The organism is Chitinophagales bacterium, assembly GCA_013816805.1.
Classification (GTDB): domain Bacteria; phylum Bacteroidota; class Bacteroidia; order Chitinophagales; family UBA10324; genus MGR-bin340.
This window is the reverse complement of record JACDDS010000015.1, coordinates 1-23,930: the sequence shown is the minus strand read 5'-3', so window position 1 is coordinate 23,930 and position 23,930 is coordinate 1. Positions and strand designations below refer to the sequence as shown.

The 23,930-nt window shown below is 40.2% G+C and carries 20 protein-coding genes; 9 read left to right on the top strand and 11 right to left on the bottom strand.

What is annotated here, in order from left to right:
- Positions 1-137 precede the first annotated feature (137 nt).
- Both H0W62_12525 and H0W62_12520 read left to right on the top strand, forming a co-directional pair.
- The gene (locus H0W62_12525; GenBank protein ID MBA3649355.1) at positions 138-1,526 is read left to right on the top strand and encodes an iron-sulfur cluster-binding protein; all 1,389 of its coding nucleotides are present in this window, start codon (positions 138-140) and stop codon (positions 1,524-1,526) included.
- A gap of 104 nt (positions 1,527-1,630) precedes the next feature.
- Positions 1,631-3,688 (top strand): M13 family metallopeptidase, encoded by a 2,058-nt coding sequence (locus H0W62_12520; protein ID MBA3649354.1) that lies wholly within the window; start codon positions 1,631-1,633, stop codon positions 3,686-3,688.
- 5 nt (positions 3,689-3,693) lie between these two features.
- Here the strand turns inward: H0W62_12520 and H0W62_12515 are convergent, their stop codons facing one another.
- Positions 3,694-3,861, bottom strand: coding sequence for a DUF2834 domain-containing protein (locus H0W62_12515; GenBank protein ID MBA3649353.1), 168 nt, complete (start codon positions 3,859-3,861; stop codon positions 3,694-3,696).
- Positions 3,862-4,249: 388 nt separating this feature from the next.
- On the opposite strand from H0W62_12515, the gene H0W62_12510 reads away from it, so the two are divergent.
- Positions 4,250-5,965 (top strand): M14 family metallopeptidase, encoded by a 1,716-nt coding sequence (locus tag H0W62_12510; protein MBA3649352.1) that lies wholly within the window; start codon positions 4,250-4,252, stop codon positions 5,963-5,965.
- Positions 5,966-5,989: 24 nt separating this feature from the next.
- Here the strand turns inward: H0W62_12510 and arsS are convergent, their stop codons facing one another.
- Genes arsS through H0W62_12495 form a run of 3 tightly spaced genes read right to left on the bottom strand, consistent with a single transcriptional unit; the run spans position 5,990 to position 8,296 of the window.
- Positions 5,990-7,072 (bottom strand): arsenosugar biosynthesis radical SAM protein ArsS, encoded by a 1,083-nt coding sequence (arsS, locus tag H0W62_12505; GenBank protein ID MBA3649351.1) that lies wholly within the window; start codon positions 7,070-7,072, stop codon positions 5,990-5,992.
- Between the two features lie 32 nt (positions 7,073-7,104).
- Entirely contained in the window at positions 7,105-7,437 is a 333-nt protein-coding gene (locus H0W62_12500) for a carboxymuconolactone decarboxylase family protein (GenBank protein ID MBA3649350.1), read from the bottom strand.
- Positions 7,438-7,471: 34 nt separating this feature from the next.
- A complete protein-coding gene (locus H0W62_12495; protein ID MBA3649349.1) occupies positions 7,472-8,296 on the bottom strand; it encodes a purine-nucleoside phosphorylase in 825 nt (274 codons plus the stop codon).
- 339 nt (positions 8,297-8,635) lie between these two features.
- Between H0W62_12495 and H0W62_12490 the strand changes: the two genes are divergently transcribed.
- From H0W62_12490 to H0W62_12480, 3 genes are all read left to right on the top strand, one after another.
- Positions 8,636-10,111 (top strand): PQQ-dependent sugar dehydrogenase, encoded by a 1,476-nt coding sequence (locus H0W62_12490; protein ID MBA3649348.1) that lies wholly within the window; start codon positions 8,636-8,638, stop codon positions 10,109-10,111.
- 140 nt (positions 10,112-10,251) lie between these two features.
- Positions 10,252-11,148: an ATP-binding cassette domain-containing protein gene (locus tag H0W62_12485; GenBank protein MBA3649347.1), complete on the top strand. Its 897-nt coding sequence runs from the start codon at positions 10,252-10,254 to the stop codon at positions 11,146-11,148.
- Entirely contained in the window at positions 11,148-11,936 is a 789-nt protein-coding gene (locus H0W62_12480; GenBank protein ID MBA3649346.1) for an ABC transporter permease subunit, read from the top strand. The genes H0W62_12485 and H0W62_12480 overlap by 1 nt, the downstream gene beginning before the upstream one ends.
- 6 nt (positions 11,937-11,942) lie before the next feature.
- Here H0W62_12480 and H0W62_12475 read toward each other — a convergent pair whose 3' ends face one another.
- Entirely contained in the window at positions 11,943-12,542 is a 600-nt protein-coding gene (locus H0W62_12475) for a TIGR04282 family arsenosugar biosynthesis glycosyltransferase (protein ID MBA3649345.1), read from the bottom strand.
- Positions 12,543-12,549: 7 nt separating this feature from the next.
- A complete protein-coding gene (locus H0W62_12470; GenBank protein MBA3649344.1) occupies positions 12,550-13,278 on the bottom strand; it encodes a DUF547 domain-containing protein in 729 nt (242 codons plus the stop codon).
- Between the two features lie 196 nt (positions 13,279-13,474).
- Here H0W62_12470 and H0W62_12465 point away from each other — a divergent pair, with 196 nt between their 5' ends.
- A complete protein-coding gene (locus H0W62_12465; GenBank protein ID MBA3649343.1) occupies positions 13,475-14,632 on the top strand; it encodes a methionine aminotransferase in 1,158 nt (385 codons plus the stop codon).
- A 49-nt stretch (positions 14,633-14,681) separates the two neighbouring features.
- On the top strand, positions 14,682-16,112 hold the full coding sequence (locus H0W62_12460) for a hypothetical protein (protein ID MBA3649342.1): 1,431 nt from the start codon (positions 14,682-14,684) through the stop codon (positions 16,110-16,112).
- 39 nt (positions 16,113-16,151) lie between these two features.
- On the opposite strand, the gene H0W62_12455 is transcribed toward H0W62_12460, so the two are convergent.
- The gene (locus tag H0W62_12455; protein MBA3649341.1) at positions 16,152-18,404 is read right to left on the bottom strand and encodes a hypothetical protein; all 2,253 of its coding nucleotides are present in this window, start codon (positions 18,402-18,404) and stop codon (positions 16,152-16,154) included.
- A 161-nt stretch (positions 18,405-18,565) separates the two neighbouring features.
- Complete coding sequence (gene recQ / locus H0W62_12450; GenBank protein ID MBA3649340.1) at positions 18,566-20,902, bottom strand: DNA helicase RecQ; 2,337 nt, start codon at positions 20,900-20,902, stop codon at positions 18,566-18,568.
- Between the two features lie 231 nt (positions 20,903-21,133).
- On the opposite strand from recQ, the gene H0W62_12445 reads away from it, so the two are divergent.
- Positions 21,134-22,105, top strand: a complete 972-nt coding sequence (locus tag H0W62_12445) for a KpsF/GutQ family sugar-phosphate isomerase (GenBank protein MBA3649339.1) — start codon at positions 21,134-21,136, stop codon at positions 22,103-22,105.
- Between the two features lie 35 nt (positions 22,106-22,140).
- On the opposite strand, the gene H0W62_12440 is transcribed toward H0W62_12445, so the two are convergent.
- The 3 genes from H0W62_12440 to H0W62_12430 all read right to left on the bottom strand — a co-directional run bounded on the left by H0W62_12440 (position 22,141) and on the right by H0W62_12430 (position 23,495).
- Positions 22,141-22,371 carry a hypothetical protein gene (locus tag H0W62_12440; GenBank protein MBA3649338.1) on the bottom strand — a complete coding sequence of 77 codons (231 nt, stop codon included), beginning with the start codon at positions 22,369-22,371 and terminating at the stop codon, positions 22,141-22,143.
- Between the two features lie 54 nt (positions 22,372-22,425).
- Complete coding sequence (locus tag H0W62_12435; GenBank protein MBA3649337.1) at positions 22,426-22,671, bottom strand: DUF433 domain-containing protein; 246 nt, start codon at positions 22,669-22,671, stop codon at positions 22,426-22,428.
- 305 nt (positions 22,672-22,976) lie between these two features.
- Positions 22,977-23,495 (bottom strand): transposase, encoded by a 519-nt coding sequence (locus tag H0W62_12430; protein ID MBA3649336.1) that lies wholly within the window; start codon positions 23,493-23,495, stop codon positions 22,977-22,979.
- Positions 23,496-23,930: the final 435 nt, after the last annotated feature.

The following is a 23,930-nucleotide window of genomic DNA, read 5'->3' as shown; positions in this document are numbered from 1 at the left end:
ACAAGTGTGTGAAAAACCTCAAACTATTTCCCGGTGCCATCCCTCATTTGTTATTATTTTTGCGCGCAAGTCAACTGCTGCCTTTGCAACCGGAATATGCGCCGGTAACATGTGGCATCCATAAAAATTTATTGTCTATGGCAGTATCCACGGTGGAATCCTTTTTAGAAGCGGCCCATAAGACAGCGGCCGATAAAGAGCTGCATCACAAACTGAATTATAATATTGGTAAATATGCGGATACAGTTAAAAAGGGCAAGCTTCAATACACTGACCTTGAGCTGGCCAAGCAACGAGCAAAAAATTTGAAATGGAAAGCCATTGCCAATCTTGATAAGTACCTTCTCGAATTTGAATCAAATATCAGTAAACGCGGAGCAAAGGTGGTATGGGCAGAAGATAAAGAGGAAGCTCTGAAAGAAATTGAATCCGTAATAAAGAGAGTAGGCGCACGGTCGGTAGTGAAATCCAAATCAATGACTACCGAAGAGGTGCACTTAAATCAATTCCTGGAGAAGATGAATGTTGAAGTGGTAGAAACCGATTTAGGTGAATACATACAGCAGCTCGATGGGGAGCCTCCTTTTCACATCGTAACACCCGCGATGCATAAGTCTAAGGAAGATGTTGCCCGTGTGTTTAATGAAAACTTTGGCACACCGATAGAATCAACGCCGCAGGAAATTACATTAATAGCAAGAGAACAATTGAGGCAGAAGTATTTGCAGGCTGATATTGGCATTACAGGAGCAAATTTTATACTGCCTGATATTGGCGGCGTGCTCATACTTGAAAATGAAGGCAATGCCAGGCTTACCATAACTTTCCCTAAAGTGCATATTGTTTTAGTGGGAATAGAAAAGGTTATTCCGTCTTATAATGATTTGCATCTGTTTCTCCCGTTACTCGCAACCTTTGGTACCGGTCAGCAGATTTCAGTATATAATACTGTAGTAACAGGCCCCCGCCAGGAAAATGAGGTGGATGGACCTGAGGAAATGATTGTGATACTGATGGACAATGGCAGAACTGAATTGCTTGCAGAGGCTGTACAGCGTGAAGCATTATACTGCATCCGTTGCGGGGCCTGTTTAAATGCATGCCCTATTTATAAAAATATTGGTGGACACGCCTATCAGACCACTTATACAGGACCGATCGGTTCTGTAATTACTCCTCACCTGCGTGGAATGAAGGAGTATAAGCACCTGAGCTTTGCCTCTTCCCTGTGTGGCAATTGTACTGAAGTATGTCCCATCAAAATAAATTTGCACAATTTGTTAGTGATTAACAGGCATGATTCTGTAATGGATGGAAACTACAGCAAATCTGAAAAATTCGGGTGGTATGCCTGGAAGCGCGCCATGCTTAACCGCAGTCTTATGAATATAGGTGGTGAGAAGATGAAAAACTACATGCTTAATTTCCTGTTCAAAAAATCATGGGGAACTCATCGTGAAATGTTCAAAGTAGCACCTAAGTCCTTTAATCAATTGTGGAAAGAGATGTATAAATCAGCTGAATAACAACAGTTCGATTTATATAACCGGATTAAGCCAATCATGCAATTGTAATTTATAGCTGTTAACACCCAGGTCATTTTGATTTATCATTGTTTAAATTTCCTCTAATGAATGCTTTTGTAAATTACTCCATAGTTCTGCTTGCCGCCATTACTATCTGCTCGTGCTCCCAGTCCGCTAAAAAGCAGCAGCGGTCTGCCTGTAATTCTGAAACGTTCCTCACTGATTACGTTGATACTACAGTACGGCCGCAGGATAATTTTTTTATGTACACAATGGGAAAATGGATAAAAGACAATCCCATACCAGCTTCAGAAAATTCATGGGGCATCTGGAAGCTTGTAAATGAAGAGAATTATGTCCGTATGAAAGCCATTAATGATGAAGCGGCCACCAAAAAAGCGGATCAGGGCAGCAACTGGCAAAAGATCGGCGACTTCTGGCATGCCGGAATGGATACTTTAAACACTGAACAGCAGGGTTTGAAACCATTGCAGCCTGAATTGGATTTGATAAATAGTATTCAGGATAAGAATGGCTTAATAAAAGAAATCGGCCATTTGCAATCTATCGGGGTGGGTGCTGCCTTCGGAAATTATATCTACCAGGATGAGAAAAACAGTGAAAAAATTGCATTCCATTTAGGTCAGGGCGGTCTCGGATTGCCTGACCGTGACTATTACTTCGATAAAGATCATGCTACAAAAAATATTCGTGATGAATATGTAAAACACGTTGCAAAAATGTTTGTGTTAATGGGTGATGATGAAGCAACCGCTGCAAAAAATGCAGATGGGGTAATGAAGCTGGAAACATCCCTGGCAGAAAAATCGCGCAAGCTAGCTGATCTCCGTGATCCATATAAAAATTATAATAAGATGGATGTGGCAGCACTTACAAAGATTACCCCATCAGTAAACTGGAATGAGCTGCTGGCTGCTGGAGGAATAAAATCACTGGATACGGTAATTGTAGGTCAGCCGGAATTTTTTACGCAACTGGAATCATTACTGAAACAGGCTGGACTCGAAACCTGGAAGACGTACCTGCGCTGGCAATTGGTAAATACTTACGCGGAATTTTTAAGCAGCGCTTTCGACAAAGAAAATTTTCATTTCTATGATACCATTCTGAATGGAACAAAGGAACAGCGTCCCCGATGGAAGCGGGTACTGGATGAAGAGGAAAATGTGATGGGCTTCATGCTCGGTCAATTGTATATAGAAAGATATTATTCTGTAAAAACCAAAGGCCGATACGATAAAATGGTGGATAATGTGATAGATGCCTACCGCAATCGTATAAGCCAGCTTGACTGGATGAGCGATTCCACAAAACAAAAAGCCGTAGAAAAATTAAGTACAGTAATGAAGAAGGTGGGTTATCCGGATAAATGGCGGGACTATTCTTCTCTGTCCATCAATAGAAATTCTTATGCTGAAAATGAAATCGGTGCCCGTAAATGGTTCAGCGATTTTGAAATTGCAAAACTGGGAAAGCCGGTTGACCGTACGGAATGGGATATGACACCGCAAACGTGGAATGCCTATTACAATCCATCCAATAACGAAATTGTATTGCCGGCCGCAGCTTTTGTAGTGCCCGGTATATCCGATTCATGCGTGGATGATGCCATTATGTATGGATATGCTGCAGGGTCCACCATTGGCCATGAAATAACACATGGCTTCGATGACCAGGGCAGCCAGTTTGATGAGAAAGGGAATCTGAAAGAGTGGTGGAGTACAGAAGATCGTACTAAATTTTTATCGCGTACCGGCAAAATTGTAAAACAGTTTAACAACTACTTAGTGCTCGACAGTATTCACCTTAATGGTGAAGCTGAGCAGGGAGAAAATATAGCCGATCTGGGCGGCATGCTGCTTGGCCTGGATGCCTATAAAAAGACCGATGAATATAAGGCTGGAAAAACAATTGAAGGGTTTACTCCGCTTCAGCGTTATTTTATTGGCTTTGCGCTTTCCTGGTATGGGCAAATACGGCCTGAGGCATTAGCAGTTAGGGTAAAGACCGATGTGCACGCCCCAAATTTCCAGCGTGTAAACGGCCCTGTTACAAACGTTGACGACTTTTATACAGCCTTTAATGTGAAGCCTGGCGATAAAATGTATGTGCCAGACAGCTTGCGCGTGAGAATCTGGTAAAACATTTATTTTATAATATCAGCATGGAACTTCAAACACGCGATTATCTTTTTCCAACGCTTTTCACGTTCATAAAGAAATAAGGGTAGCGTGCCGGCTAATCCAAAAAGAAAAGTAAGGAGCCAGTATTTCCATGGATTTTTGATTTTAAATTTTTTTGATTCTCTATACACCCAGATACAAAAACCAATACAGCAAATAATAGATTAAAAATGAAGGCTGTTGAGATCCGGTTGTCAAACATTCCATTTATGGGTGGCATTTGGATCGAGCCACAACAGGAAGTTTCCTATTTTATAAGATTCTATTGCCACCCAAATATTAGGAATTATATATCCGGCTACAGCCATCAATAAGTAAGATTTTTTCATCGAGTGTTTGCTTTAATTAAATGTGTTACGAAAAAAAATAGTTGAATAAATAACTAATTCCTATTTTTTCAATTTATCTGTTGAATTGTTAATACGATCTATTTCTTTTAATTACCGGACTGATTTGGTTTTCTGAATAATAGTTACTGCCTTCTGTAAGTGGTCATTTATTTTCCTGCTACAAACAATTATGCTTATGAATTTAATTGATAATGACCTGCGTACTCCATTCGAAAAAGGCAACGGTAATCAGAGCACGACGTACCAGGAGTGTATTTCCTATTATGAAAAATTAGATGGTTTATATAATGAAGCGAAATTAACCACTTACGGAACTACCAGCATTGGAAAGCCTTTACACCTGATGATCCTTTCCAGGGATAAAATTTTTGATCCGGTTCAGATTCGGAAAACGAACAAGAGGATTCTTCTCATCAATAACGGAATCCACCCCGGCGAACCGGATGGTATTGATGCAAGCATGATGTTCGCTCGTGATATTTTAGTTAAGAAAGATTTGCAGTCTCTGCTCGATCATGTGGTGATCATTATCATCCCTGTGTATAATGTGAGTGGCATGCTGAACCGGGGAAGCTCTTCCAGGGCAAATCAAAACGGACCAGAAGAGTACGGCTTCCGCGGAACTGCGCAGAACTATGATCTCAACCGCGATTTTGTAAAATGTGATTCACGTGAGGCGCAAACGTTCACGCAGATATTCCAGGAGTGGAAACCGGAAATATTTATCGATACACACGTAAGCGATGGAGCTGATTACCAATATACCATGACGTTGATTTCCACTCAGCCTGATAAATTAAACCCTACACTTTCAGCTTACCAGGAAAAAGTTTTGCTTCCTGACTTAAATGCTGCCATGAAAGATGCCGGTTATGAAGTGACACCTTACGTAAATCCAATCAATACGACACCTGACTCAGGGATAGTTGCATTCCTGGAGACACCGCGTTTCTCAACAGGTTATGCTGCTCTTTTTAACTGCATTGGAATGATGCCCGAAACCCACATGCTGAAACCATACAAGGCCCGTGTATTTTCAACTTACCACTTATTGATGGAAGTTACCCGCATCATCAACCGTGATTATTTACAAGTCGGTGAGAATAAAGAAAGTGCAGATCTAAAAGTAAGTCAGCAAAAAGAATTTGCTCTCCAATGGAACCTTGATGAGAATAATTTCAGTTTAATTCCTTTCAAAGGATTTACTGCAGAATACAGGCCAAGTGAAGTCAGTGGTCAGCCCCGATTGTATTACAATAAAAGCCTGCCTTATGAACAGCAAGTAAAATATTTTAATCATTATACAGCTTCAGAAATAATTGAAAAACCTTTTGGATACATTGTTCCACAGGCGTGGGAACAAGTGATCAGGCGTTTAACGCTAAACGGCGTTCAGATGGTCCCTTTATCCAAAGACACCTTTATCAAAGCACAGGTATATTATATCGACACATTCAACACTTCGAAAGAGGCTTATGAGGGACATTATATCCATTCTAAAGTAACCGTTCATTCAGAAGAACAAACGTTCCCATTTTTTCAAGGAGATTACCTTATTCCATTAGATCAGCCGGCAAATCGTTACATAGTGGAAATGCTGGAACCGCAGGGCGTGGACTCTTACTTTGCATGGAATTTTTTTGACCCGATACTTATGGAGAAGGAATATTTTTCAGATTACGTTTGGGAAGAAAAGGCCGCTGAGCTATTAAAGGAAAATGCTTCTCTAAAAAATATTTTTGAAAACAAAAAAATACAAGACATTTCATTCGCAAAGGATCAGGAAGCCCAGCTTTATTTTATTTATACTCATTCCACTAATTATGAGAAATCGTATAGGAGGTATCCGGTTGTAAGAATAATTGATGAATCCGGATTAAAGTAATTCTTCGCTAACTCTATTTACGACTTATACTGGCATCAATGCTTCCACAGAAGTTTTTATTACTTCTCCTCCACAACTCGATCCCGCTCCTGCAGTACAACCAAAACAGTGCTGTGAAATAATAATATCTCTCTTATTTAAATAATCAAGATTAAATTCCCTGATATGCATAGGCTGATGAGTGCTGTTGCTGATTTTCAGATCGAGCATTTGATTAAAGTCGCAATCATAGATATAACCATCCCATCCGATCGAAATGGTATTCCGGCACATTACTCCGGCAATAGCCGATGGATTAAATGCAGTCACTAGTTTTTCGAGGTATGATTCATAATTTCCGGATCTCACAAGGTATTCCAGGAACCTGCTGATAGGCATATTGGTAATAGCGTATAAATTATTGAATTCAATACCATGCTCTTCAAGCAATACTTTTTTAAATTGAGCTTCCAATACCTGCTGCCCTGATGAAAGAAATGCGCCTGTGGGATTGTAGACAAGGTTCAAAATCAATTCCGAATTCTCTTTACCGTAGCCCACTTCATTCAACATCTTTAACGCTTTCACCGATGTGTCAAAGACTCCTACACCACGTTGCCGATCCGTGCGATCAGCATTATAAAAGGGAAGGGAACTCACTATTTCCACCTGGTTCTCAGCAAAAAATTGAGGCAGGTCGTAGTATTTTTTATTGGCAAGAATAATGGTGAGGTTGCACCGATCCATTACTTTTTTCCCAAGCTTCCGGCACTCTTCAACAAACCAGCGAAAGTCAGAATTCAATTCAGGGGCACCACCGGTAATGTCAACAATAGGTATGTTTGTTTCAGCAAGCGCCTGCAAACACAGTTCCATCGTTTCTCTGCTCATTATTTCTGAGCGGTCAGGTCCTGCATCCACATGGCAATGCTTACAGGTCTGGTTGCACATTTTACCCATGTTAAGCTGGAAAATCTCCATGGCGCCAGGCCGTAATGGATAATGGCCTATCTCATTAATTTTTTCCTGAAAAGAAGGAATTAAACCTGCCTGCACTACATCATCCAGTAGCTGCATTTGCTTTGCAGTACTTGATAATTCATGGTGCTGGGCAAGGAGTGACTTCATGAGGCTGTGATGAAATGCGGTTATAAAGAAAATTACATGGAAAGTTCTTTTGCCTTATTCATCATCTGTGTGGCATGTACGAGAGAAGCACCACCCCGGATGGCAGCTGCTACATGAACTGCTTCCATCATTTGCTCTTCGGTACATCCTTTTGCAAGCGTGTCTTCACTGTATGCATCGATGCAATAGGGGCATTGAACGGCATGTGAAACGGCCAGGGCAATCAATGATTTTTCCCGGGCTGTAAGTGCACCTTCAGCAAAGACGTCTCCATACCAGCTGAAAAATTTATCCGCAAGCGGTTTATCGAATTCGGAAATATTTCCAAATTTTTTAAGATCATCGGGGTTGTAATAGGTCTTCATATATTTTTGATATGACTTAGTTATAATAATTCATTTAAAAGTTCACTTCTTCTATATACTTATAGATTAATGAAGTAAGAAACACTTCAGCTTTGCCAGCCGTTTCAATGATATCCGCAATGCTAACAGGTTTTAGATTTTCCGGATCGCACTCATCCGTAATTACAGAAATTGCTGCTACAGGCAGAGACGAGTGATTTGCAACGATCACCTCAGGAACAGTTGACATACCAACAACGTCTGCACCAATCATTCTCAGATAACGGTATTCGGCTTTTGTCTCGAGATTAGGACCTTGCACGGACACGTAAACACCTTTATGGAGCGTAAGGTTCATGTGAGCTGCAATGTCTGATAATTTTTGAATCATCGAATGGTTATATGGCTTGCTCATATCGGGAAACCGGGAGCCTAATTCATTGTAATTTTTACCGGCAAGCGGATTTCCAGGCTGCAGGTTTATATGATCCTCAATAACCATCAATTCTCCTTTCTTCATAGCTGGATTCATACTTCCTGCAGCATTGGTAATGATCAACTCCCGAACTCCGAGCTGCTTCAAAACCCTTACAGGAAACGTGATTTGCTGCATGGTATAACCTTCATATGCATGGAAGCGACCCTGCAGTGCAATTACCTTCTTTCCTCCAAGATTGCCATAGATTAATTTACCACTGTGAAATTCAATAGTAGAAAGGGGAAAGTGAGGTATCTCTTCGTAGTTAATTATTACATCTGCCTGAATTTTATCACCAAGCTTACCAATTCCGGTTCCAAGAATAATTCCAATTTGTGGTTCTGAAATTTTTTTATTCTGAATGTATGCAGCTGCTTGTTTAATCTGGTCCGTTAATTCCATATCGTTTTCTGCTATATAATAATCTGGTGGACAAAATTATTTAACTGCCTCTGGTAAAATGTAAAAGTATGTTAAGGATGAAGAAGATTCTTTTAAAGATGGTCGAATTTATATAGGCGTCAATGAAAAAAAAGCTTAGTAACCCTTGATATTTCCAAGGGCAGGTAGCGCAGGATTGTTATAATTTAGTTTTCCTTAAGATTACTTATTCAACAGATATTCAAATATGAAGAGTATCTACTGCAGAAAAAGAACAGCTAAAGACTATTTTTTTTGCATGGTATTTATGCGTAAAATTGGTTAACCAATCATTAATTTTTAACCTATAAATTTATTTCTATGACGCACACATTACTTTCAAAAAAAAATTTAACAGGTTTTCTTTATGGCCGGGTTATTAGTTTCCTTTTCTTCTTTTCAATAATAGTGTGTACTTCTAAATGGAGTAGTGCACAATTACCCACGCTTCAGCTGGTTCCTTTTTCAAGCGGATATTCAGGAGCCCTGGATATTGAAAATTGCGGTGACAGCCGGTTGTTTATTGTTGAGCAAAGCGGAAAAATCTGGATCTGTGATTCTGCAGGAAATAAAAGAGCTAAACCTTTTCTCGACATCACCAATAAAGTTTATTCAGTTGGAAGTGAGCAGGGGCTTCTTGGTTTAGCTTTTGATCCTGACTATAAGAACAATGGCTATTTCTATGTAAACTATATTAATCAAAACCAGGATACACGTATTGCACGGTTTCAGGTAAGCAATACTAATCCGAACAAAGCAGATAAACAAAGTGAGCTTAAAATTCTTGGAGTTCATCAGCCCTCTCCAAACCACAATGGTGGATGTCTAAGGTTTGGTCCTGATAATTATTTATATATAGGCTTGGGTGATGGCGGCCCCGAAGGAGATTTTCAGAATAATGCGCAAAACCCAAAAGAGTTATTGGGGAAAATGCTTCGTATTGATGTTCACTCCGGAAATCCTTACAGCATTCCGCCATCGAACCCTTTTGTAGGTGTATCAGGATATAAGGATGAGATATGGGCACTTGGAATGCGTAACCCATGGCGTTTTAGCTTTGACCAATTAACAAATGACCTTTGGATTGGTGATGTAGGGCAGAATGCATGGGAAGAAGTTGATCTGCAGCTCTCACCGAGTAATGGTGGTGAAAACTATGGCTGGCGTTGCTATGAAGGAAACCATCCTTACAATTTAACCGGTTGTGGCAGCATGTCAAACTACGTTTTCCCGGTTTATGATTACCCTCATCAGGACAATGGTGATTGCTCGGTTATTGGCGGATACGTTTATCGCGGAACGAACTTTCAAAATATGTTCGGAAAATATTTCTATAATGATTATTGCAGTGGAAATTTTAAAGTGCTATTTAAAAATGGAAGTACCTGGGAAAATTCCGTTTTACTTAACCTGGCCGATTATTCCTACGTAGCCTGGGGAGTAAATTACAGAGGTGAATTATTTGTCACGAACACGTTTGATGGAACCATCTATCACGTTGTCGATGCCTCCCAGCTTGCAGGTAAAACAGCACTGCTCACCGCTGATCATTTCCTGCAATTATATCCGAATCCTAATAACGGAATGTTTACACTAGATTGGAACTCCAATCAAAATGAGAAATGCACTCTTATAATCACAAACGTTTTGGGTCAAACTGTATTCAGTCAAAAATTAAATGCCCACCAGGGCTGGAACAGGTGGCAGATTGAACCGGGAACGCTGTCATCAGGTAATTTTATTCTTCAAATGAATTCTTCGAGAGGATTAACAAGTCAAAAACTTATAGTTGAATAAATTATAGTGTTAAAATAAAACCTGCAGTCTAAAATCTGCGGGTTTTATTTTTATGAACTATATCAATTGATTCAAATCATATTTATTGCAGCATATTGCAGTTCAAATATTTTTCAGACCTTGCCTGGATTAATTCCGGCATGCCCTCAGTTTTAAAGATTTCCAGTCTTCACAAATTTTACAACCACGTACACGCGGTTAACGATTTAACTCTTACAATTGAACCGGGCAATATTTTTGGAATTTTAGGACCCAATGGCAGCGGAAAATCCACCACCTTAGGAATTATTCTTGGCGTCATTCACGCTTCTTCAGGTTCCTTTACATGGTTTGAAAAGCCATTTTCTAAAGAAGCCCTGTTGCGAATAGGAGCATTGCTGGAGCAACCAAATATATACCCCTATTTATCTGCTGTTAATAATCTAAAAATCAGCTGTGATATCAAGAATATCCCTTACTCGGGGATCGATGGTGTATTGCAAACAGTTGGTTTATCTAATCGGCGGAATGACCTGTTCAAAAATTTTTCTTTCGGGATGAAGCAACGCCTTGCTATTGCATCTGCTTTGCTTAACCAACCGGAAGTGCTGGTACTCGATGAGCCAACCAATGGTCTCGACCCGCAGGGTATTGCAGATGTACGGAACCTGATACGGAGTATTGCATTGCAAGGGACCACAATAATTCTGGCAAGCCACATGCTGGATGAAGTGGAAAAGGTTTGTACGCACGTAGCGGTGCTGAAACAGGGAGAAGTGTTGATATCAGGCCTGGTAAACGAAGTGGTAAATGAAAATGCCAGTGTTGAATTCTGTGCTGATGATGAACTGCAATTGGTGGAAGCAATGCACCATCTTTCCTATTTAAGAAATATCACAAAAACCTCACAGGGAATTTTTAGTGCCGCCCTGGCCGAACCTGGGATCACCGGAAGCAGAATTAATCAGGATTTTTTCGAAAAAGGAATTTGTCTGTCTTACCTGTCATTTAAAAAGAAAACCCTGGAATCTTATTTCCTGGAAATTACAAAGCAATAATGATGGTCTCTAACCTTTGGAAAATTGAAGTCCGGAAATTAGTGCATAACCGCACATTCTGGATTTTAACAATTCTTTATTTTTTATTGATGGCATTTGTGCTGAGCAGCCTTAACTCTTTTAACATTACCCTAAACAATGATTCAGATATTCAATTTGATAAATTCGGAATTTTCCGCTTTCCGGATATCTGGCAATGGCTGACTTATATTGCCGGTTTCTTTATGGTGATTCCTGCCATTGTAATAATCATTACCGTCTGCAACGAATATGAGTTCAGAACCCTGCGGCAGAATATTGTAGATGGCCTGACGAGGAGTGAATTTCTTTTTTCAAAATTAATTACCGTTGCATTGCTGAGCGCCACGTCCTCCATTCTCCTTTTAATGCTTGCTTTAATTTTAGGATATAGTTATTCGAACAACGTTAGCTTTAATAGTATGTGGGGAAATTCACATTTTATCCTGTCCTATTTTTTACAATTATTAGGATTTCTCTCCTTTGCGCTGATGCTCGCTATTATCATTAAAAAGGCAGCTCTGACCATTGGACTCCTGCTGCTTTATACTTACGTTATTGAACCAATTATGGTATATAAACTTCCTGAAAAGATCGCTTTATATATGCCATTAAGTATCATCCGTAAACTTATTAACTCACCTTTTGAGAAGTTGATGGGAGGAACGCTGCAGCAGCAAATAAATATAAATGGAGTGATTCTGACTGGATTCTATTTGCTTTTATTCACCGCCATTGCCATGTTCGTTTTACAAAAGAGGGATTTATGATTTGGTTTAAGCAAGGTTTTTCACCGTCATTAAATCATCTTCAGTATCTATATCCACCAGTTCCTTTAATAATTTATAAGAGCCGTTCATATTCCGGATATCCACCAGCGTATCGTGCAATACCTCATCAGAGCTCCATCTTTTGTTTTTAAAAATAGAGGCGTACAGTGTGCTCATTCCGAATAAATAATAACCACCGTCGTGTGAGGGACCAATCACAAAATTATTTTGGGGTAATGCCTCGAATGCATCATTTATAATTTTGGAAGTTATGTCGAAGCAGTCGCTTCCAATGATCACCACCTTACGATATCCTTTGCTAAACGCTATTTTAAAAGCATTTACCATGCGCTTTCCCAGGTCGCTCCCTTCCTGAAGATATTTTTGATAATTGCCATTATCCCACATGTCATTGTTATCAATAGCATCTGAATAAAAAACCGCTTTATCAAAAGAAAGCTTACGTGTAACCTTTTGGGTATGCTGCAACAGTTGCATATAAATATCCAGTGCCTTCTCATCACCAAGCGTTTTTGCAAGCCTGGTTTTCACCTTTCCGATTACGGGATTTTTAATGAAAATAATTAGTAAACTACTGTTTTTCATAAAACAATTATTCGTTTAAGCTCCAATCATAATCCAGGTAAATGATGGATGCGTCAGGAGAAATTTTTGATGCTGAATATTTATTGATAAAATAAATCAGCGATCCGTACTTCAGAAAATCATTTTTGTACCAGTTGAAAATAGGAGATACTTCTATTTTCCCGGCCGCAATCTTATTTTTAATTGGATCATTTATAAATTCAACCGTCAGCTTCGTTAACTGTTGCTCTAATGAACCGGAATTAAATGCTGCATTCATCAATTTAGGACAGGACCTCGATGCACAATTGATAGCAAAATGAATCCTTGGATCCGAAAACTTTTCACGAAGGATATTCTCAATAGCATTCAGTGTATATGTTTTACCATTAAGGTGAATAAAGGGATCGTCCCACGGCTTACCTGAATTAAGATCACGTATGCTTTTTACCGGGTAATTCCTAAGGATAAGATCAACCGTAAAAGCATTATAAGCATTTATCCAATAGGCTATCTGTTCATTTCGCGTCCATGCCTCTGAAGCGGGTGTTTCACTTAACTCCTTTAAATAGCTGTCAAGCTTTGGTTTTTCGCGCAGCAGATCCTTATAATTAACAGTACCGGATGCAGAAACATATTTTCTTAACAGACCGTCCCATCTGTCATGAGAAATAACTAACGTATGCTCAGTAGTATCTGCATCAGGCTGAGCACCATGACATTTATAGAATATAAAAAAGAGAAGAAGAAAACTCATAGCTCATATCGCCTTAACGTAATACGGTCGCCCCACATAGCAAATAAATGAAATTCAAGGCACAGGAAAAAATGGAATTGATAAAGCTAAGACACTGCAATAAACCAGTTTAAATTATCCATATCTATCGTATTCAGTAAGATTAAGGTTTAGCATTCTCTCATAAGCAGCCGATTTTTTTTATTTTTAAAAACTTATGCCTGCCTTTCGTACGCCGATAAAATCTAAATTACCCGGAAGAGGGACTACCATCTTCACCATCATGTCAACACTGGCCAATGAATGTGGTGCTATTAATTTATCCCAGGGGTTTCCGGATTTTCTTTGTGATGAAAGATTGATTTCCCTGGTGGAATATTATATGAGAAAGGGAATGAATCAGTATGCGCCCATGCCCGGAATTTTATCGTTACGCGAAGCAATAGCAGAAAAGGCAGAGTTACTTTACCAGGCAAAGTATAGTCCTGAAACAGAGATCACCATCACCTCCGGAGGTACAGAAGCAATTTACGCGGCCATAACAGCCGTAGTTCACGAAGGAGATGAAGTAATAATATTTGAACCCGCCTACGATTGTTATGCCCCTGCTGTTGAGCTTAACCTGGGTATACCGGTGTACATAGAGCTAACATCGCCCGATTATTCTATTAACTGGCATGAAGTGAGAAAATGTATAAGTGACCGGACCCGGATGATTATTATCAATACGCCTCATAATCCTTCAGGAATGGTGATGAGCAAAAATGACATGGAGGAATTGCAGAGGCTTACTTCTAATTCCGATATTATTATTTTAAGCGATGAGGTCTATGAGCATATTATTTTTGATGATCATGCCCATCAGAGTGTTCTTCGATATCCTTTACTTGCAGAACGGAGCTTTGTAATTTTTTCTTTTGGAAAAACCTACCATAATACTGGATGGAAAATGGGGTACTGCCTCGCTCCGGCTGAACTAATGCGTGAATTCCGTAAAGCCCATCAGTTCATTGTTTTTTCGGCTAACACTCCTTACCAATATGCTTTTGCAGAAATGTTAAAAGAGCAATCCTATTATTCAGGTCTTAGGGACTTTTACCAGGGAAAACGGGATTATTTTTTAAAGCTGATCAAAGAATCCCGGTTTATAGCTAAGCCTGCCGACGGGAGCTATTTTCAAATGCTCAGCTATAAAGAAATTACAATGGAAAAAGATACAGATTTTGCCATCCGGATTACAAAAGAGCACGGAGTAGCTTCTATCCCTGTCTCCGCTTTTTACCACAATAGCTTAGATAATAAAATGCTGCGGTTTTGTTTCGCGAAAGAAGATCATACGCTGGAATCAGCTGCTGAGCGCTTAATAAAAATATAAAACAACGCCAGGAATCAATAAATATTAAAAGTATAGGTTTAAAAAGGTCATGAAAAAAGATATTGGGGTACAGCTCTTCTTCCATTCTGATTATATATTGGTCCCGATATATTTTATCACCATTTTGATTGCAGCATTTTTAATCCGGAATATAAACCTTCGTGATTCCCCTCTTAAAAAGTTTTTTATTCCGGGACTCCTGGTAAAGATTTTGGGAGGTATTGCCATGGGCCTCGTCTATGGTTTTTATTACCCTGGGGGAGATACGATCTATTATTATTCAGATGCAGGAATTTTTAATATAGCCCTCAATAATTCTGTGTTCACCTTTTTCCAATTTCTTTTTTTACCTGCTAATGCAACTACTTTTTCGCTGTATAACTACACCCATGCTGCAACATTTTTTCGTGACCCTTCCGGCTGGATGACCGATAAAGTTTATGGTATCATCAGCATATTCAGTTTCCACTCGTATCCGGTAATGTCCATGATGATTGCGGTTCTATCCTATACCGGCGTATGGGCTTTATATCTGACTTTTGTCAACATATATCCTAAAAAATATGTTGCCTTTGCATGGGCTATTTTATTTGTGCCCTCGGTCTTCTTCTGGGGCTCCGGCATTTTAAAAGATTCAGTAACGTTTGGATGCTTAGGCTGGATCACCCGGTGCTCCTACCAGATTTTTTTCCGGAAAAAAAACCTGATCATCAACTCTTTTGTGCTTCTGGTACTTGCATATATTTCTATTATCATCAAGCCGTATATTATTATCAGTTTTCTTCCTGCATTGTTGTTTTGGATATTTCTTACTTACAGAAATATTATTAAAAGTTCTTTTTTAAAGATTGTAAGCGGGCCTTTTGTAATTGCTATCACCCTGCTATCAGGATATGCACTTATCATAAATTTAGGAAACCAGTTTTCAAAATTTTCGATAGAAAATCTAATGAAAACTGCCAGTGATTTTCAGCTGTGGCACGGGTATCTTGCCCAAACTCAGAATGAGTCGGGGTACAGCCTCGGTACTATGACAGGAACATGGACAAACGTTATAAGCAAAGTTCCCCTGGCTATTAATGTTACGCTCTTCAGGCCTTATTTGTGGGAAGCACACAGCCTGGTAATTTTAGCCGCAGCCCTGGAAAGTGCTTTTATATTATTGTTTACCGTTTACGTGCTGTCGAAAAGCGGGATAAAAAATTTAGTGCAATTCTCCCTCAAAAATCCAACACTTTTTTTCTGTTTATTTTTCTCTTTATGCTTTGCTTTTGCGGTGGGTTTTACATCCTATAATTTTGGCGCCCTGGTGCGTTTTAAAATACCATGTATCCCTTTTTACCTGGTAGGACTGATCATTTTAAACTCACTTTCAAAGGAAGCACAACTTAATAACAGGATACAAAAAAGAAAGCACCGTCCTTTTTATGAAAGTGTACATGGAGCAACTAATGAGCCTGAGCCAGTAAGACTAAATTGAAATTCAACAAGTAAAAACTGCTGTCTCAGTGCTTTTATTTCAGTGAGAAAGTAAAATTAGTAGCCTGTTCATCTGCTCTTTATTTTTCTTGTTATTCATCGTTTGCAGAATATTTAATTTTTCCCTTGTAGTAAGATGCAGGCTCATGGAAGCAATCTGATCTTTTTCTGCAGGCACATATTCAAAGGAAAGGACGTTAAGATTCACCTTTAGCCAGCTATCAATCATATTGATCACATCATCACTGTGGAAGTCGTGATAGTCACTCCAGGTGGAGTATAAGCTTGTAAAAGGATCTAAAATTTGCTGCAGTAATGATGGGTGGATGGTAACGCGCGGTTCATAATTTTTTTCATAATCACCGCGTGCCTGAATAATTATTACGCGGGAGCAATTGGTATTGATCCAGTCTTTAAAAGTGTATAAAAAGCGGAGGCCCGGTTCTACTCCGTAGTTATCTCTCATGCCGGCATCCATACATTGCACGGGAGGGTTGGTAGGCAAATAAACATTGGGCAGGATATAGGGAAAGGTAGAATTCATTCTCACTGCAGAAGTAAATAAGAGATGGGATCCGTTTTGTTCCTTAAAAAAAGAATGGATATCAATGGCATCTACTTTCATCTCATTTGGATTCCCTGAAAGCATTCGTTTTGATGGCTGAGTAAGGTATGAAACCGGCATGCCCGACAATAACAGCCTTCGTCCGTCATCAATTATAGTGGGAGAAAAAAGAATCATGGGCACGGTGGCATTCGATTCATAATTTGAATAATCTGCCAGGGATTTATTCATGATGTAACCCAGGTTTTCATTCCATCGCTTTTCAAACATATACCCACGGTCTTTATGATACCTGTTATTCCCCAATGTAAAATGCTGGAACGGGAACATCAGATCGTTTACCACATACGTAAGAGAAACTGCATTTAAAATATCTTTTGAAACATTAGCAGTGTACCGCGGGTTTTGCAGGTTAATTGAATCTCCCAGTTTTTTATCGAGGTAAAGCTCGCGGTAATATGCCTCACCGATCATGCCTCCCGAGGCGCCACTTATAAAAACACAATGTTCAAAAAAACGACCTGCTGTCACGCTGTCCGCCAGTTGCATTAACCGGAATGACCACAGCGAAGCCTTCAATCCTCCACCACTGGCATTCACAATAATCAGCGGTGGCTTTTGTAAAGGGTTGTGGTAATCAGCGACTTTCTTTTTCCAGTTTTCCAGCATCTGTAAACCCATTGCCTTATCATGATCAATGGTTATTTGAGTTACGGCGCTTTCAATATTTTTTAAAGTATATGCTACCGGATTGTGATAATTCAAGCCATAAGCTTCACTCCGGTGATTGAGAAAATTATATTTTACAAGCAGATTTAATAGTATCAGCAATACGATAAAAGCTGATATCGCCCAGGATCTTAGCCAGTAAGAAAGTGCGCCAAAAGGCGCCAGCAATATAGAGATCATCAGGAGCATGCTCGCTGCTGAAGGTATTTGGAAGAAGGGCACCTCCATAAATAAAGCAAGAACCACTAACAGTGAGAATGCGATCAGCTCAAAATACAGTGCATTCTTATGGTGAAGGCGAAAGACCCGTAATAGTACCTCCTGCTCATAGTGCAGCACCTGCCGTACAGGACGAACCCTAAAGGGATGAATTAGCAGGTAGTCTACACGCAATTCAGGCGTTAACCTTTTTATTACCGGTGATGTCATTACGGAAGCATTTATTAAGTGCTTTTTTTTACGGATGTGGAGCTGATGTCTTGCAGTGCGCTCAATAAAAGTTTCAATTTTTATATTTAGAGAGCGGTTGAAGGTCATCAGGGGCCATGCCATCATTCCCAGGAGAAGGGCAAGCTGATAGCTTACCACCTCCCAAAAAGATTTCAGCTCTGCGTAATATTGAAACTTTGTAATAACTGTAAAATAGATGATTAAAAAAACCAGTGGAAAAAAGGCATTGTTAAGTGAATAGCGAAGAAAGGGCCGTTCAAAGGTGGCCAGAAATGGAAAGCGAAAACTATTGAGAATATAGCTGGTAATGTTCCACACGAAAATAAAGCCGCCCAAAGAAAGCCCGACAATAAAGAAGCTTAACCAGTTTACCTTACCTAAATATTCAGGATCCAGGAAAAGATAATGAAATCCATAGAGATGGCCGAAATTATCGGTTACCATCAGGATTAATAACAGCCAGGGAGCCAGCATGAACAGGTACCTCCGCAAGTGCAGTAGTACAAGCTGGAAGGGAAAAGAATAAAAAATATTGCGGAAAACCGGCATGGTTGGATGCGGAAAATTGTAAAACTTTATGGTAGCTATAAAAGAAATTATAAAACCTGCGATAACCTGTAAAAACAGTCAGGCTTAAGGAAAGCGAAAGGTGTGTGCTATACGTGAATATAATCGATTGCTATCACTACATCCATTGATAAATAATCCCGTCAATGCGCCATTTCACTCATAAATTTTATCCTCATCAATTGAATTTCTTCCATGGAATAGTTGTCTTTACCTAATTCATTAATCGCATGTTCAAGTGAATCGCTGTGCGCCGTGCGGAAATAATCATAGACCTCCTGCTGACGGTCCTCTTCAATAATATCATTTATATAGTAATTAAGATTCAACCTGGTTCCTGATGAAACGATTGATTCCATCTCTTCGAGCAGCTTATCCATCTTCATCCCCTTTCCGTGGGCAATAGCTTCCATTGGGACTTTCTTATCTACATTCTGAATAATATAGACCTTCACACCCGATTTATTAGCTATTGATTTCACCAGCATTTCGGAAGGTTTTTCTATCTCATTTTCTTCTACATATTCCGCTATCATCTCAATAAACGGCTTACCATACTTCAATGCTTTGCCCTTGCTTACCCCCATTACGTGGGAGAGCTCATCGATGGTGCACGGGTACAAGGTGGCCATCTCTTCCAGCGAAGGATCCTGGAAGAGCACAAAGGGCGGCAGGTTTTTTTCTTTGGCAACCTGTTTCCTCAAATCCTTCAGCATGTTAAGCAGCATAGGATCCAGAGCACTTGTTCCACCTTCCGGTTCTGCAACCTCATCAAGGTTATCAAAATCATGGTTAATCGAAATCATAATAGAGTGCGGCTTCTGCAGGAATTTCCTGCCTTTCTCACTGATCTTGATAACTCCGTAATTTTCGATGTCCTTAATAATCAGGTTGTGCAGCAATGCCTGCCGTAAAACCGAATTCCAGAAATGGTCATCATGGTCTTTGCCAGCGCCAAATACTTCAAGATCGTCATGGCGGAACATGGTAACTTGGTTATGCTTATTTCCGCAGAGAATATCTATTACATAATTAATACCGAAGCTTTCATGGATGGCATCCACCGTTTCAAGCAACAGCTTAATGTATTCTTCCCCTTCGGTCTGCTCTTTCGGGTTAAGGCAGTTATCGCATTTTTCACAGTTTTCAATCCCATACTTTTCTCCAAAATAATGCAAAAGGAACCTGCGGCGGCATACAGAGGTTTCTGCGTAAGCAACCGTTTCCATCAGTAAATGTCCGCCCATCTCGCGTTCGCTCTGCGACTTATCGCGCATGAACTTTTCAAGCTTCAGAATATCGCTGTAGTTATAAAAGGCAATGCACTTGCCTTCAAGCCCGTCACGGCCTGCACGACCGGTTTCCTGGTAATAGTTTTCCAGTGATTTCGGAATGTTATAATGTATCACAAACCGAACATCAGGCTTATCGATCCCCATCCCAAAAGCTATAGTGGCCACAATCACTTCTATATCCTCCATCAGGAACTGGTCCTGCCTCTGTGAGCGGGTAGTGGCATCAAGCCCGGCGTGATAGGCGCCGGCCCGGATTCCGTTCGCACATAAAAATTCTGCAATTTCTTCCGTGGATTTTCTGCTGAGCACATAAATAATTCCGGACTTGCCCGGCATGCCTTTCACAAATTTTGTGATCTGCTTTAGCGTAGTCTCCTTATTTCCTTTCGGGCGCACCTCATAGTACAAGTTTGGGCGGTTGAAAGAGCTGATAAAGACATTCGGCTCCTTCATATCCAGGTTCTTTAAAATATCAAGCTGCACTTTTGGAGTGGCGGTTGCAGTTAATGCCATCACCGGAATGCGCGTACCCATGCTTTCCACCATGGTCCTGATCTTCCGGTACTCCGGCCTGAAATCATGGCCCCATTCAGATATGCAGTGAGCCTCGTCTACTGCCACAAAAGAAATTTCGAGCTCGCTTAAAAATTGTATGTTTTCCTCTTTGGTCAGTGTTTCGGGAGCCACATAAAGCATCTTCGTCTCACCGCTCATCAGATCTTTTTTAACCTCCTTTTGCTGGGCCTTGGTGAGCGAAGAGTTCAGGAAATGCGCAATGGTGTCTTTGCTGCTGTATCCCCGTATCTGGTCTACCTGGTTTTTCATCAGAGCGATCAGGGGCGAAATGATTACGGCAGTGCCCGGGAGCAATATGGCAGGCAGCTGGTAACAAAGGGATTTACCACCACCCGTCGGCATAATCACAAAAGTATCTTCACCCTGCATCACACTTCGGATAATCATTTCCTGCTCATCCTTAAAATTTTCGAATCCGAAGTATTCATTCAGCGCTTCGCGAAGATTTGACGAGGAGGACGAAGTCTTTCCACTGCCGTTTTTAGCAATAGATTTTTCAGCAAGTCTTTTTTGGGCTGAAACAGTTACCGCTTCTTTTTTAATTGTTACACTTTTAACCTTGACCGGCTTCTCTTTTACAGCCTCATCAGTGATTGCACGCTTTGCCATTCCTTATTTATTGTAGGTAGTATGAAAAATTTATCATCTCATTTTTGGTCCCGACTGGTTTTGGCATCTGCAAGAAGTAGATAGCGTGGGTTCGGGATCAGAAGATAGGGAAACAAATATAAAACAGGAATTGTTATTATCCGTTTATGCTTTGATTTACAACCTAGCATCTAAAAATAGGAATTTTAATACTTTTACAAAAATTGTAACTTAAATTTCGTTCATAAATCTTTGAAGTTCTCTTCAAAACACATTATTGATATAGCCGGTGAAACACTTACTATTGAGTCAAACGCTATATCAGGACTTAAAAGCTTGCTTAATGAGGACTTTGTAAAGATTGTTCAGGAAATTTTAAAATCGAAAGGCAGGGTCGTCGTCAGCGGCATCGGGAAGAGTGCCATTATTGCCAGTAAGATTGTCTCCACCTTTAATTCCACCGGTACCCCGTCTATGTTCATGCATGCTGCCGACGCCATTCATGGCGATTTGGGAATGGCGCAGGAAAATGACATCATGATCTGCATTTCCAAAAGCGGGGAAAGCCCTGAGATCAAGGTGCTGGTGCCGTTAGTGAAGCATAACGGCAATTTACTGGTAGGAATGGTAGGAAACATGAACAGCTTCCTTGCCAGCCACGCTGATCTTGTGTTAAATACCACCGTTTCCCAGGAGGCTTGTCCCAATAACCTCGCCCCTACGTCAAGCACCACTGCACAGATGGCCATGGGAGATGCCCTGGCGGTTTGTCTCTTAAAGCTGCGGGGATTCTCACCGGAAGATTTCGCCAAATTCCATCCGGGTGGTTCTTTGGGCAAGAAGCTCTATTTAAGGGTCAGTGATCTTTATGCACGGCATCCGCGGCCATTGGTACAGGAAGAAGATTCCTTCCATAAGGTAATAGTGGAAATCACCTCCAACCGGTTGGGTGCCACCGCAGTGTTAAATAAGAAGAACGAGGTGAGCGGCATTATCACCGATGGCGACATCAGAAGGATGATGGAAAAAAACGGTTCTATCCAGGAGCTTAGGGCAAAGGATATTATGGGGAAACACCCCAGGACTATCTCAAAAGATGAGCTGGCTGTAGACGCGCTGGAGATGATGCGTAAAAATAAGATAACACAGGTGATTGTTATGGATAAGAAAAAATATGCCGGCATGGTGCACGTTCACGACCTGCTGAAAGAGGGATTGGTTTAAATAAAGAGCATAAGGCTAATAAATAAATGCTGGTCCTAAAAGCGATAAATTCTTCCATGCTGTAAACTCTTAATTCTTTTATTCATCTTTTTTGCGATGGGAATTAAAGTTTCAATATCGGTGGTGGTAACCTCGATTACAGCAATAATAATCGAATATCTTTTCAGGTTTTGCTGATAAACCAGGTTTGTATCTATGGTAATGAATATATCAAAGCGGTTTTTTGAAAGCAGTAAAAGAAGTTCTCCATTTTTTCTCCCTGCCATTTCATTTCTTTCACTGTTTTAATTTCATGATCCGGAAATTCTTTTTTCAGATCTTTAGGCAGGCACTCGTCGAGAAGAATCTTCATTTGGGGTAACAATCAGATGTTCTGCTAAAGTAAGCACGGTAATAACCTGTGACTTTTTTACCGAAGGAAATTGTTGAATAAAAAATTCAATGGTTCGGCCGGCTTCTAAAAAATCAAAAAGGTTTTTTATGGGCACTCGGGTACCCATAAAAACAGGAGTGCCGTTTAGGATTTCAGGGTTTGTATTTATCGCAGTGGAGCGGTTTTTTGCCATAAATCAAAGTTAACTTTTTACCATGGTTGGTGCATTGTCCCCTCTTATGCGTAAGCCGTGGCCATGTCCCCTGACCGGCAACAGAAGCGCAAGCTAAACTAAGCTTGTTGTATATGCGTAATAAATCCCCACTGATCTTTGTTCAGCAAATAATATTGTGCAGAAGAGTAATGATACAATTCAGGCAATTCAGCCAATTGCCACTTACCGCGACAAGGGTTATTTTTACCATTGTTAGTGCATTGTCGCCTCTTATGCGCGAGCCGTAGCCGTGTCCCCTGACCGGCAACAGAAGCGCAAGCTTACTAAGCTTGTTGTATATGCGTAATAAATCCCCACTCATCTTTGTTCAGTAAATAATATTGTGCAGAAGAGTAATGATACAATTCAGGCAATTCAGCCAATTGCCACTTATCGCGACAAGGATTATTGTGAATATATTCCAGCTTTTGCCATATTACTTCTTGACTGTACAATTCAATCGGCAGAGGATTTCGTTCCCATATCTGAATGGCACGATCTGCGGCATTTACTGTGAAATCTTTCAGAAGGTGCGGCTGATATCTTGTCATCCATTTGATGAGTTTTTTTGCAGTCCACTTGTGAAAATCTCTTTGAATATTATCAGGATGATACGGCTCTTCCACGGACCAGATGATGTGATAATGATTGGGCATAATGATGAAGGCATAGATGCTGATTCTGCGCAGCATAACCAGTCGTTTCCATTCATCTCCGATGATCTGCATACATTCTTCATGGGCAAGCAGAGGTTTCCAGTGGAGAATAGTTGCGGTGAAAAAATATAGCTTACCGGATTGCATGGTAAAGTAAAAATAGCGGGTTGAGCATTACAGGTGAACCTCTTATTCGTTGCCGGTCAGGGGACACGGCAACGGCAAACCTCCGAAGCACCAACACGGGTGAAAAATTGTTTGTGACCGCTGCGGTGTAGAATAACCCTTTCAACAACCGTTGGCAATTAGCAACGTATCCGGAAAATTATCGCTTTTCATCTGCATCATTTTATGTTCTATATAAAAGTGAATGGGATTTCATTAGACATATCAAGGAAGCATAAAGCGATATTAGTCCAGCTCAAAGGTTGTTGGTCTGCCAATACTTATTTCTTGGCCAAGACCAACCTTTAGATTTGCAAAGTGATATTTTCAATCACTTTGCAATTATTATTTTTCTTTTTGCTACTTTTTCTTTTGTTAATTAAATACAAAATTGTTGATAATTCTGTAACCTGATTG

What these genes read in the sequence shown, in the direction of transcription:
- H0W62_12525 (MBA3649355.1), top strand. Translation starts at nt 138, where the DNA reads ATGGCAGTATCCACGGTGGAATCCTTTTTAGAAGCGGCCCATAAGACA.
- H0W62_12520 (MBA3649354.1), top strand. Translation starts at nt 1,631, where the DNA reads ATGAATGCTTTTGTAAATTACTCCATAGTTCTGCTTGCCGCCATTACT.
- H0W62_12510 (MBA3649352.1), top strand. Translation starts at nt 4,250, where the DNA reads ATGCTTATGAATTTAATTGATAATGACCTGCGTACTCCATTCGAAAAA.
- arsS (MBA3649351.1), bottom strand. Translation starts at nt 7,072, where the DNA reads ATGAAGTCACTCCTTGCCCAGCACCATGAATTATCAAGTACTGCAAAG.
- H0W62_12500 (MBA3649350.1), bottom strand. Translation starts at nt 7,437, where the DNA reads ATGAAGACCTATTACAACCCCGATGATCTTAAAAAATTTGGAAATATT.
- H0W62_12495 (MBA3649349.1), bottom strand. Translation starts at nt 8,296, where the DNA reads ATGGAATTAACGGACCAGATTAAACAAGCAGCTGCATACATTCAGAAT.
- H0W62_12490 (MBA3649348.1), top strand. Translation starts at nt 8,636, where the DNA reads ATGACGCACACATTACTTTCAAAAAAAAATTTAACAGGTTTTCTTTAT.
- H0W62_12485 (MBA3649347.1), top strand. Translation starts at nt 10,252, where the DNA reads ATGCCCTCAGTTTTAAAGATTTCCAGTCTTCACAAATTTTACAACCAC.
- H0W62_12480 (MBA3649346.1), top strand. Translation starts at nt 11,148, where the DNA reads ATGATGGTCTCTAACCTTTGGAAAATTGAAGTCCGGAAATTAGTGCAT.
- H0W62_12475 (MBA3649345.1), bottom strand. Translation starts at nt 12,542, where the DNA reads ATGAAAAACAGTAGTTTACTAATTATTTTCATTAAAAATCCCGTAATC.
- H0W62_12470 (MBA3649344.1), bottom strand. Translation starts at nt 13,278, where the DNA reads ATGAGTTTTCTTCTTCTCTTTTTTATATTCTATAAATGTCATGGTGCT.
- H0W62_12465 (MBA3649343.1), top strand. Translation starts at nt 13,475, where the DNA reads ATGCCTGCCTTTCGTACGCCGATAAAATCTAAATTACCCGGAAGAGGG.
- H0W62_12460 (MBA3649342.1), top strand. Translation starts at nt 14,682, where the DNA reads ATGAAAAAAGATATTGGGGTACAGCTCTTCTTCCATTCTGATTATATA.
- H0W62_12455 (MBA3649341.1), bottom strand. Translation starts at nt 18,404, where the DNA reads ATGCCGGTTTTCCGCAATATTTTTTATTCTTTTCCCTTCCAGCTTGTA.
- recQ (MBA3649340.1), bottom strand. Translation starts at nt 20,902, where the DNA reads ATGGCAAAGCGTGCAATCACTGATGAGGCTGTAAAAGAGAAGCCGGTC.
- H0W62_12440 (MBA3649338.1), bottom strand. Translation starts at nt 22,371, where the DNA reads ATGGCAGGGAGAAAAAATGGAGAACTTCTTTTACTGCTTTCAAAAAAC.
- H0W62_12435 (MBA3649337.1), bottom strand. Translation starts at nt 22,671, where the DNA reads ATGGCAAAAAACCGCTCCACTGCGATAAATACAAACCCTGAAATCCTA.
- H0W62_12430 (MBA3649336.1), bottom strand. Translation starts at nt 23,495, where the DNA reads ATGCAATCCGGTAAGCTATATTTTTTCACCGCAACTATTCTCCACTGG.